Source organism: Virgibacillus halodenitrificans JCM 12304 (assembly GCF_001310895.1).
Lineage (GTDB): Bacteria > Bacillota > Bacilli > Bacillales > Amphibacillaceae > Virgibacillus_Q > Virgibacillus_Q halodenitrificans.
The window spans coordinates 1-8,531 of record NZ_BAZS01000062.1 but is presented as its reverse complement, the minus strand read 5'-3'; the positions used below and the strand labels follow the sequence as shown (position 1 = coordinate 8,531).

The 8,531-nt window shown below is 37.7% G+C and carries 9 protein-coding genes; all 9 read right to left on the bottom strand.

What is annotated here, in order from left to right; genetic code table 11:
• Positions 1 to 351 precede the first annotated feature (351 nt).
• A complete protein-coding gene (lysS, locus tag JCM12304_RS18565; protein ID WP_172675329.1) occupies positions 352 to 1,836 on the bottom strand; it encodes a lysine--tRNA ligase in 1,485 nt (494 codons plus the stop codon).
• Between the two features lie 488 nt (positions 1,837 to 2,324).
• Complete coding sequence (locus JCM12304_RS18560) at positions 2,325 to 2,552, bottom strand: helix-turn-helix domain-containing protein (RefSeq protein WP_019379278.1); 228 nt, start codon at positions 2,550 to 2,552, stop codon at positions 2,325 to 2,327.
• Positions 2,522 to 3,034, bottom strand: coding sequence for a 2-amino-4-hydroxy-6-hydroxymethyldihydropteridine diphosphokinase (folK, locus tag JCM12304_RS18555; RefSeq protein ID WP_060681966.1), 513 nt, complete (start codon positions 3,032 to 3,034; stop codon positions 2,522 to 2,524). The genes JCM12304_RS18560 and folK overlap by 31 nt, the downstream gene beginning before the upstream one ends.
• Positions 3,031 to 3,396 carry a dihydroneopterin aldolase gene (gene folB, locus JCM12304_RS18550; protein WP_060681965.1) on the bottom strand — a complete coding sequence of 122 codons (366 nt, stop codon included), beginning with the start codon at positions 3,394 to 3,396 and terminating at the stop codon, positions 3,031 to 3,033. Before folB ends, folK begins: the two co-directional genes overlap by 4 nt.
• Positions 3,389 to 4,225, bottom strand: coding sequence for a dihydropteroate synthase (folP, locus tag JCM12304_RS18545; RefSeq protein ID WP_060681964.1), 837 nt, complete (start codon positions 4,223 to 4,225; stop codon positions 3,389 to 3,391). Before folP ends, folB begins: the two co-directional genes overlap by 8 nt.
• 229 nt (positions 4,226 to 4,454) lie before the next feature.
• Positions 4,455 to 5,384: a cysteine synthase A gene (cysK, locus tag JCM12304_RS18540; protein WP_019379282.1), complete on the bottom strand. Its 930-nt coding sequence runs from the start codon at positions 5,382 to 5,384 to the stop codon at positions 4,455 to 4,457.
• A 103-nt stretch (positions 5,385 to 5,487) separates the two neighbouring features.
• A complete protein-coding gene (locus JCM12304_RS18535) occupies positions 5,488 to 6,390 on the bottom strand; it encodes a peptidylprolyl isomerase (protein ID WP_019379283.1) in 903 nt (300 codons plus the stop codon).
• A 33-nt stretch (positions 6,391 to 6,423) separates the two neighbouring features.
• The gene (gene hslO / locus JCM12304_RS18530) at positions 6,424 to 7,296 is read right to left on the bottom strand and encodes an Hsp33 family molecular chaperone HslO (RefSeq protein ID WP_060681963.1); all 873 of its coding nucleotides are present in this window, start codon (positions 7,294 to 7,296) and stop codon (positions 6,424 to 6,426) included.
• A gap of 16 nt (positions 7,297 to 7,312) precedes the next feature.
• Entirely contained in the window at positions 7,313 to 8,083 is a 771-nt protein-coding gene (locus tag JCM12304_RS18525) for a type III pantothenate kinase (protein ID WP_060681962.1), read from the bottom strand.
• Positions 8,084 to 8,531 lie beyond the last annotated feature (448 nt).

The following is an 8,531-nucleotide window of genomic DNA, read 5'->3' as shown; positions in this document are numbered from 1 at the left end:
CGCTTCTTATCGAAGCAACTTTTATATTATATCAGGTCACTTAAACTTTGTCAACAACTTTTTAAAATAAATTTTATCTTTAGAAGTTGTTTCGCAATTTAGCGACTTTATTAATATAACATAATTTCAAGTTACAATCAATAGATTTTTAAAATTTTATTTCAGCACTTCGTTGAAGTACTTGTTATAGTTGCTTGAGCAACGATATTAAATTTACCATGTTTGTTTTTCAAAAGCAAGTGTTTTTATTAAGAAATATAATTCAAATTATTTGATATATTAATCTTCCCATGCACTTGTAAAATCCTATATAAAAGAACACTCCTATTTAAGAAGTGTTCTTTTACTGTCTTACTTATTTCTCATTTGCGGGAATAGCAATACATCTCTAATTGACGGTGAGTTTGTTAGTAACATAACCAGGCGGTCTATCCCAATTCCTAAGCCGCCAGTTGGAGGCATACCATACTCCAATGCTTCAAGGAAGTCATCATCCATTAGATGCGCTTCGTCATTTCCTTCCGCTCTTTCTTTCACTTGTGCTTCGAACCGTTCACGTTGATCAATCGGATCGTTTAGCTCACTAAAGGCATTGGCATGCTCCCGCCCAACGATGAATAGTTCAAATCTGTCTGTAAAGCGTTGATCCTCTTTATTCTTCTTGGCCAATGGGGAAATTTCCACAGGGTGGCCGTAAATGAAAGTAGGTTGAATTAGAGTTTCTTCTACTTTTTGCTCAAAAAACTCATTAACAACATGTCCAAATGTCATTGTTTCTTGTACATCTACTCCATGCTCTTTAGCTAAATCACGTGCTTGTTCGTCGCTCATCTGCTGCCAGAAATCAACACCTGTTTGTTCTTTTACTGCATCTACCATGTGAAGTCTGGTCCATTCCGGTTCCAGGTTTACTTCTTTATCGTCATATATAATGGTAGTAGATCCAAGTACTTCTTTAGCAATATGGGCTACCATATTTTCTGTTAATGACATTATATCGTGATAATCATCATATGCAGCATATAGTTCCATCATAGTGAATTCCGGGTTATGTCTGGTGGATACACCTTCATTTCGGAACACCCGTCCAATTTCATAAACTTTTTCAAGTCCTCCGACGATTAGTCGTTTTAAGTGCAATTCAATAGCAATACGCATATATAATGGAATATCTAAAGCATTATGGTGTGTTTCAAACGGACGAGCAGACGCCCCTCCTGGAATTCCGTGCATCATCGGTGTTTCAACTTCAAGGTACCCTTGTCCATCTAAATAACGTCTCATTGATTGGATAATCTTACTCCGTAAAACAAACGTCTCTCTGCTATCCATGTTTGTTATTAAGTCAAGATAGCGCTGACGGTAACGTTGCTCGATATCTTTTAAACCATGATACTTTTCTGGTAAAGGGCGTAATGATTTGGTCAATAGATGGAATTCTGTTGCTTTAACGGATAGCTCCCCGACCTTTGTTTTAAACATAATCCCTGTTACGCCAATAATATCTCCCATATCAGTAGATTTAAATATCTCATAGGCCTGTTCACCAATATCATCTTTTCGTACGTAGATTTGAATCTGACCACTCAAATCTTGGAGATGAGCGAAACCAGCTTTCCCTTTTCCACGCTTGGTCATCATTCTTCCAGCGATTGTAACAATCTCTTGCTTTTCCTCCAATTCTTCCTTTGAAAAAGAATCATAGGTTGCTTGCAATTCATTTGCAAGATGTGACCTGGAGAATTTACCACCGAAAGGATCCAATCCCTGCTCCTTATAAGCACCTAATTTTTCTCTTCTAACTCGCATATGTTCATTTAATTCTTCTGACACCATTCATCACTCCAGTCCATATTATAAAATAGTATACCTAAAAAAACTAAATCTTTCACGATATTTGGAATTGTACAAAGCATGAGTTAAGATTTTCTATAAAAATCACTGAAATTACAGTTTGCTTCTCTTCTATTCTCAAAGCAATTTCGCTCATAAAAACTGCTGTTATTTATGCAAAAACATAAAAACGGCCAGTCTATAACTGGCAGGTAGCTTTATTAATATGATGAAGGTCTCTGATCATCTTCTAACAAAGAGGTGTATGTATATAAATATACAAAAGATCCTTCCCGTAGCCCTGCCTCTACTATTCTTTACTTTCCTTTTCTGTGTACATATAACCATTTTAAGTGTGAAATCGGCTGTTAAAGCAATTCCATAATTACTATCTTTACTCTATCCTTTGAATCAACCAATCCATGTGACATACAAACAATCATTTGTCCATCTCTACATAAAAGTATATTTCATATTGTAGAAAACCATTTTTAACTTTCCCTATAACTATTATCTTCCTTTAAAACGATTTCGTTCTCTTCAATAGATAAAACAGCAGCAATTTCCTGAATTAATTTCTCTGAAGCTTGTTTCGTCCCTCGTTCAACCGCTCCTATAGTGGAAATAGGTATATCTAACTTTTCTGCTAAATCTATTTGAGTATACCCTTTTAGTTTTCGAAAGGCCTTTATTCTTCTCCCCAGTCTTTTCCTGTCCATTTCACTACATCCTTCATGTCTTTTCTTGGAAGTTGATTTATCAAATCAGCAACACATTTATCCTGTGTTGGAATTATTACCTTTGGAGCAATTTCTTCTAATGGTACAAGCACAAACGCACGTTCATGCAATCTTGGATGTGGAATAATTAATCGTTCCATCTTCCTATTTTCTTGATTATATAGCAATATGTCAAGGTCTATCGTTCGCGGTCCAAAACGTATCTCCCTTTTTCTTCCCAGTTCTTGTTCAATACCCTGACAAACATCAAGTAATTCAATTGGAGAGAGAGAGGTGTGTGCTTCTAATACCATATTTAAAAAATCATTCTGATCTGTATAACCTACAGGCGCTGTTTCGTAAATAGATGACTTCTTATAAATCGTAATGGATGAATGCTTAGACAGCAGTTCAATAGCTTTATTTAGATGCACTTCCCTTGGTTCGATATTTGTACCTAACGCAATAAATACTTCATTCATATTGATCTCTCCCTATAAATTTCCACAGCAACAGAGTGGTAATGCCCAGGAATAGGAGGATCTGGCTTAATCACTTTGATTGTACATGCGGATAAAAGAGTAAAAGAACGTAACAGCTCATTAGCGATTTTCTCAGCAACTGCTTCAATTAAATTGTATGGCTCCCCCTCCACAATTTGCTGGATTACCTCGTACGCATGCCCGTAATGAATAGAATCTCCCATCGCATCCGTTTCACCAGGCTTCTTTAGATCCGCATACAGGTCTACATCCACTTGGAATCTTTGTCCAAGCTTGTTCTCTTCAGGCAATAAACCATGATATCCATAAAACTGCAAATTCTTAAGTATAATCTTATCCATTCCTACTACCTCCTGCCTTCGCACGCTGCATGGCATCCATCATTTTTGCCAGCTCAACATTCACTTTTACATTATGCACGCGCACCATTTGTACACCTTTTGTTATTCCCAGACAGGTAGTTGCACCAGTGCCAATATCTCTTTCCTCAGCAGGAAGATCTAATACTCCTCCTATAAACCTTTTTCTCGACGTGGCGAGAAGAACGGGATAACCCATCCTAACAAATTGCTCCAATTGATTCATTACGATAAGGTTGTCTTCCGCTGTTTTAGCAAATCCAACACCGGGATCCAATACAATCTTATCCTCTTGCACTCCTGCATCTAATGCTATATCAATACTTTCCTTTAGATCTATTTTCATATCATGTATTAAATCAGTATAATTCTTATTGTTGCGATTATGCATAAGGATAATGGGTACATTGTATTGTGCTGCAACTCTGGCTATTTCCGGTTCTCTTTTTGCACCCCAAATATCATTAATTATATCCGCACCTGCTTCAATTGCCTGTTTGGCAGTTTCTGCTTTATAGGTGTCGATGGAAATTGGTAAATTTGTATATTCCCGTATCGCTTTTATAATAGGGATAACTCGGTCAATTTCCTCTTCTAAGGAGACTGGCTGGTGATTTGGCCGGGTGGATTCCCCTCCAATATCAATGATATCTGCGCCATCCTCTTCCATTTTTATTGCTTGTTGTATTGCTTTTTCTTTTGAATCATAGCTGCCTCCATCTGAAAACGAATCTGGAGTCACGTTTAGTATCCCCATAATATGTGTCCGTGCAGATAGATCCAATTCTTTTCTTTTCATCTTTAAGATCATTAGGCAACATACCTTCTTTCACTACTATTTCCTGTTCTATCCTATCATAGAACAAACGTGCAAGCGACATAAATTCTCACAGTCGGTATTCATGATAAACCGGCTACGTTTAGATTCACCTTTATACCTATATTTCAGTAAGAGGTCAGACAGCACAATAATTTAACATCTTTGAAGCATAAAAAAGACTGACATCAGTTGCTGTGTGTCAGTCTTTTTACGGAAATGGTTATTGCTCTTCATCAAATTGATATAGAGGTGTAGATAAATATCTTTCTCCATTATCAGGGAATATAGCTAGAACCTTTTTACCTTTGCCCAATTGTTTAGCAACTTTTTTAGCCGCTGCAACTGCAGCTCCTGCAGATATACCTCCAAGAATGCCATTTGTTCTGGCAACCTGACGCGACGTTTCGAAGGCCTCTTCATTTTCTATTCGAATTACTTCATCATAGATGTCCGTATTAAGAATGCCAGGAACGAATCCTGCTCCTAATCCCTGGATTTTATGAGGACCAGGAGATCCACCTGATAACACATCTGAATCTGCCGGTTCAACGGCATAAACTTTAATATCTTTAAAGCTTTCTTTTAATACTCGACCTGCACCAGTAATTGTTCCACCTGTTCCAATACCTGAAACAAAAGCATCCAGACCATCACTCATCTGTTCCACGATCTCTTTACCTGTTGTTTCTGCATGAACTTTAGGGTTTGCCTCATTGTTAAATTGCTGTGGCATGAAATACCCATGCTTTTCATTAAGTTCTTCAGCTTTCTTTATAGCACCCTTCATTCCCTCTGCACCAGGGGTTAAAATTAACTCAGCTCCATATGCACGAAGAAGATTGCGCCGTTCCTTACTCATTGTATCAGGCATAACCAATACAGCCTTATAGCCCTTTGCAACAGCAACCATTGCTAGACCAATACCAGTGTTTCCACTAGTAGGTTCAATAATAGTATCACCATCTTTTAAAGAACCGTCCTGTTCTGCCGCCTCAATCATTGCTAAAGCAATACGATCTTTTACCGAGCTTCCAGGGTTCATAAATTCTAACTTTAAATATATATCTGCACTATCTTCGTCTGTCATCCGATTTAATTTAACTACAGGGGTTTCACCAATTAATTTGGTAATATTGTCAGCCACTCTCATGTTCATCTGCCTCCCAATTCCTAGTTAATTTGTATGATTTAATTATAATGTACGTTTTACCTATACAAAAGTCAACTAAAAACACAAAAAATGGGCACTCTTATTACTCATACAACCAATGAATCTCTGCTTCTTTCCACAGTGGATCAGCAGACAACGTTTGATTTGTTTCTTGCATAGCAATTTCACTTTTCATATACTTTTTTATTTCTTCATACGCGAATGTTATTTCTGGTAAGTAACGATGCAGATAAATAATCGCTACACCTTCCTCTGTTGCAAACGGATCACTATAGGAATGATCATCCATTTGCAAAGCAATTTCTTTATATCCTTCAGGGAAAAATTGACTGTTTGTATAAATGTAACCGAGGTATCCCTTTTTATCCCTTGTTTCTTCATCAAGGGAATACTCCCGTGCAAGCATTCCAAAGTCAGCATCTGCCTCTAAATCCCTTACCACTTTCTTCGCAGTTGAAAGATCCTCTACAATAATATGGGACAGTTGCATGGAGGCAGAGAAATTATATTGGTCCCCATACTCTTCATAGTAACGTTGTAATTGATCCTCCGGAATCTTGACACCTTCAGTTAAAAGTAATTGCAATTGATACCGATAGACTAGCTTTTCCCTCCATTGCTTCTCAGCTCTTTGCAATTCTTCCTTTTTCATTACCCCTTCTGCAGCTGTCAGCATGGATATTTCCTTTTGAATAACTTTTTCTGAAATATCCAGATCTTTTTCTTCAGCCAGTTGCCGGACAAGCTCCTGATCGACCATTGACTTTAGTTGACTTTCCCCATTATTCAAGCGTAATTGCCGCATCCAATCTTCATAAAATATATCCTGACCGTTAACAGAAGCAACTGGCTTCTTTTTATTTATAACAGGTCCATTCTCTTTGTTATCTATAATTGTACTTTCACTCTTATTCCAGTAAATTAACGTAGCAATATTAGTAATAACAAGGACAATAACTATTCCTAGTAAAAGGCGTTTGGACATATACTCAACTTCCCCCTGTAGACAAACTCAGACCTACGAATCCAACAATTTTTCCAAATCTGTTTCGGTAAATTCATATGTTTCATTACAGAAATGACAATTTGCTTCAGCACCATGATCTTTCTCAATCATTTGCTTTATTTCTTCTTTTCCTAAGCCGATTATTGCTTGCTCTACACGCTCTTTAGAGCATTTACAACGAAATTCTATTGGCATGGTTTCATGAACTTTTACGTTCTCCTTACCGAATAGCCTTTCTAAAATTTGCTCAGGTGTATTGCCTTGTTGGATTAAGGCTGAAATAGCAGGAAGGGATTGTATTTCTTCTTCCAACTGGGAAATCACTTCTTCCTCTGCACCTGGCATGACCTGAATTATAAATCCACCTGCAGCAAGTACGGAATGATCAGGATTAATTAATACTCCTGCACCTACTGCGGATGGTACCTGCTCTGAATTAGCAAAGTAATAAGTAAAATCCTCACTAATTTCCCCGGAAATAATCGGAACCTCTCCTGTAAAGTAATCTTTTAAGCCCAAATCCTTAATTACACTTATATTTCCATCAGTCCCTACAGCACGTGCGACATCTAATTTCCCTTTATCATTTAACTCAAAATCTACGTGTGGATTACTTACATAGCCACGCACTTCTCCATTAGCATTTGCGTCTGCAAGGATAGCACCTATAGGCCCTCTGCCTTCCACCTTTACTGTTAGCGAATCTTCCCCTTTTAACATCGCGCCCATCATGGCTGAGATTGTAATTGTTCTTCCCAAGGCAGCAGAGGCAGTAGCCCAAGTATCATGACGTCTACGAGCTTCTTCTATTGTCTCTGTCGTGGTCGAAGCATATGCTCTTACCATTCCATTATGTGCAGTTGCTTTAATTAGATAATCCTTCATTGTATAAACCCTCTCTTTATAAACTGTTTCTTTTATATATTAGATAAAGACCTTTTAATGTTAAATATGGATCGACATGATTAATTGTAGCTGATGCATCAGCAATTAACGGTGCTAACCCGCCAGTAGCAATAACTGTAGGTTGCTTTCCTGTCTCTTCTTTAATACGCGTAACAATTCCATCTACCTGAGCCACATAGCCGTAAAAAGCCCCAGCTTGCATTGCTTCAACAGTCGAGGACCCTATTACACTGGATGGTGGTTGGATTTCAATTTTTGGTAGCTTAGATGCTTTACTGTACAATGCTTCCATCGAGATGTTAACACCAGGGGAAATAACACCTCCAACATATTCTTCCTTTTCATTAATAAAGCAATACGTTGTGGCTGTTCCAAAATCTATAATAATTAGAGGAGCTCCATATTCTTTTATGGCCCCCACTGCATTTACAATACGATCAGCGCCTAGCTCATGTGGGGATGGATATGTCATTTTAAGGCTGGATTGAATCGTTTCTTTTCCAATAACCAATGGTTCTATATTCAAATAATCTCGACACATTTTTTCCATTGCAAACATAATTGGAGGTACGACTGAAGAGATAATTACACCTGTAATATCCGTTAAGGTCAATCCTTTATGTTCGAATAAGGATTTTACTAGGATTCCGAATTCATCTTCTGTTTTATACCGATCTGTTTTTATGCGCCATTCATATTTTAATTGTTCTCCTTCAAAGACACCCAGCACCGTATTGGTGTTACCCACATCAAGTACAAATAACATCTATTGACCAGACCCTTCTTACATGAATAACATGTGATTTTCATTAGTAATTTCTTTTTTTAATATACCATAAAAATGGTAATAACGTTAAAAGCCCTGTTTCCTGAAAGTTTTCAGACTGCCAACTTGACTTGGGGGGCCGAAGTCAAATGATAGTTGTTACTGTGTGTTGTACAGTTGGAGGAAACTGCGACGTAGTGGATATGATTTTCTAATCTCGCTACGGGAAAATATTACGCTTTCCGCGGGCGGCCTGCGAGCCTCCTCGAACTCCACTAACGTTCCGTTCTGTGGGGTCTCGCTAGTCTCGCTTTTCCCGCAGGAGTCTTCATATTTCCCCTTCGCTAAGGTGTATATCTCAAAGATTAAAGATAAGAGCTACTTATTCAATTCTTAAATACCTCAAATTAATCAATAGCACATACCAATTGATTGGAATGGAAGATGA

Excerpts from the sequence above, each read along its gene's own strand:
- lysS (WP_172675329.1), bottom strand. The coding sequence starts at position 1,836 with ATGGTGTCAGAAGAATTAAATGAACATATGCGAGTTAGAAGAGAAAAA.
- JCM12304_RS18560 (WP_019379278.1), bottom strand. The coding sequence starts at position 2,552 with ATGGACAGGAAAAGACTGGGGAGAAGAATAAAGGCCTTTCGAAAACTA.
- folK (WP_060681966.1), bottom strand. The coding sequence starts at position 3,034 with ATGAATGAAGTATTTATTGCGTTAGGTACAAATATCGAACCAAGGGAA.
- folB (WP_060681965.1), bottom strand. The coding sequence starts at position 3,396 with ATGGATAAGATTATACTTAAGAATTTGCAGTTTTATGGATATCATGGT.
- folP (WP_060681964.1), bottom strand. The coding sequence starts at position 4,225 with ATGATCTTAAAGATGAAAAGAAAAGAATTGGATCTATCTGCACGGACA.
- cysK (WP_019379282.1), bottom strand. The coding sequence starts at position 5,384 with ATGAGAGTGGCTGACAATATTACCAAATTAATTGGTGAAACCCCTGTA.
- JCM12304_RS18535 (WP_019379283.1), bottom strand. The coding sequence starts at position 6,390 with ATGTCCAAACGCCTTTTACTAGGAATAGTTATTGTCCTTGTTATTACT.
- hslO (WP_060681963.1), bottom strand. The coding sequence starts at position 7,296 with ATGAAGGATTATCTAATTAAAGCAACTGCACATAATGGAATGGTAAGA.
- JCM12304_RS18525 (WP_060681962.1), bottom strand. The coding sequence starts at position 8,083 with ATGTTATTTGTACTTGATGTGGGTAACACCAATACGGTGCTGGGTGTC.